Below are 1537 nucleotides of genomic sequence, written 5' to 3' on the forward strand. Positions count from 1 at the left end.
GGGTACCCGCGGTGCCGGGTACCCGTGCCGGCCGCGCCGCAGGAACGGCCGCAGGCCGGTTCTCGGCCGCCTTGATCGGGACTGAGTGGAGGGTGCGACGAAGGAGTGCCCGGAGGGAGGGAAGATCGAGGCCTCCGGGCCGAGAACACGCGGCGCCAGCCGCCAAAATTACGGTAGCGGCATGATCCGGACGACGGTTGTGGTGACGCCGCCGACCACGAACCACAGGCGCAGCACCATCTGCCCGGTCCGGTCGCCCGGTTCGTGGCGGGCGCGCACGGTGATGTGCTCGCGGGCCAGCACCGGCGCTACGTACTCGATCACGGCGCGATGCGGTCCGGCGACCAGCTTCGGGAAGTCGACCAGGAACTGTTCGACAGCCTGCCAGTAGCAGGCGTTGTTGACATGGTTGTACTGGTCGATATCGGTCGCCCGCACCGGGAACGGCAGGTCGGCGTCGGATTCGCGCGGCGCCGGATCGGTGAGATAGGGCCGCCAGCGCAGGCGATGCTCGTCGGTGGATCGGGCCAGGTAGGCGAGGCCATCGTCGCTGATCCGAGCGGGCAGATTGCTCGACTCGCTGAGGTTGATCCAGAATCCCTCGGTCTCGATCAACCCACCGCGTTCGCTGGTGATCCGCGTGCGCATATTCGTCCACCGGGTGGACATCGACGAACACCAGCGCTCGAGATGCACGTGATCGGGCCACACGACCGGGCGGATCACGTCGATAACAGTGCGGCGCACGATCCAGGTGGGGTCGGTGAGGTGCAGCGCGGTCTGATTGAGCTCGTCCCAGGCGATGTCGGACAGGTAGCGCGCTACGGCGTCCAGGCGGAGTCGTTGATAAGGATCCACGTCGCCTGCCCGGACGGGCCACGCCGTGGCGAAACCCGTGCCCTCCTCGGGAAGCGGGGCCAGTGGCTGATCGAGTGACACGTGTGCTCCTTGCGCGACACACCAGTGCGCCGCGACTTCTTGCGTAGTTCTGTAGACGACTTTACGGGTCGCAGATCACACCCTCACGCCGAGCCGGGACTAGCGGTACCAGGTGTGGGTCACCAAGGGCCCAGCAGCGGGGTTGTCCTACATGACAGACCTTTCCGCGCCCAGGTAGCCTGCTGTAATGGCCGGCGGAGCGATGGCGGGCTCGATGTTCGGGCGCTATGAAATTCGCAGACTTCTCGGAGTCGGCGGTATGGGGGAGGTCTACGAGGCATACGACACGTCCAAGAATCGTGTTGTCGCCCTCAAGATGCTCAACCGTGAACTCGCTGGTGATCCCACCTTCGTGCAGCGTTTCCGTCGCGAATCGCAGGCTATGGCGAGTGTGCAGGAACCGCACGTCATCCCGGTGCACGACTGGGGCGAGGTCGACGGTGTTCTGTACATCGACATGCGCCTGGTCAAGGGCGTCGATCTGGACGAGGGCGACGGGTCCGCCGCACACCCAGCCCAGCGAGCTGAGGGAGGTGTGGGCGAGGAGGGTCTCCTTGGCCGAGACCGGTCGCGCCGACTATCAGGGTGAGGGCTGGGG

Annotated in this window: 1 protein-coding gene and 1 pseudogene; one reads left to right on the forward strand and one right to left on the reverse strand. The window is 66.1% G+C overall.

Annotated features, from left to right (window positions below; all coding sequences use genetic code 11):
• Positions 1–168 precede the first annotated feature (168 nt).
• Complete coding sequence (locus ACFWF3_RS35570) at positions 169–939, reverse strand: acyl-[acyl-carrier-protein] thioesterase (protein ID WP_378634320.1); 771 nt, start codon at positions 937–939, stop codon at positions 169–171.
• Between the two features lie 187 nt (positions 940–1126).
• Between ACFWF3_RS35570 and ACFWF3_RS35575 the strand changes: the two are divergent.
• Positions 1127–1423 (forward strand): annotated as a pseudogene (locus ACFWF3_RS35575) (protein kinase); the annotation flags it as partial.
• Positions 1424–1537 lie beyond the last annotated feature (114 nt).

The organism is Nocardia sp. NPDC060220 (assembly GCF_042727815.1).
In the GTDB taxonomy this organism is placed as follows: domain Bacteria; phylum Actinomycetota; class Actinomycetes; order Mycobacteriales; family Mycobacteriaceae; genus Nocardia.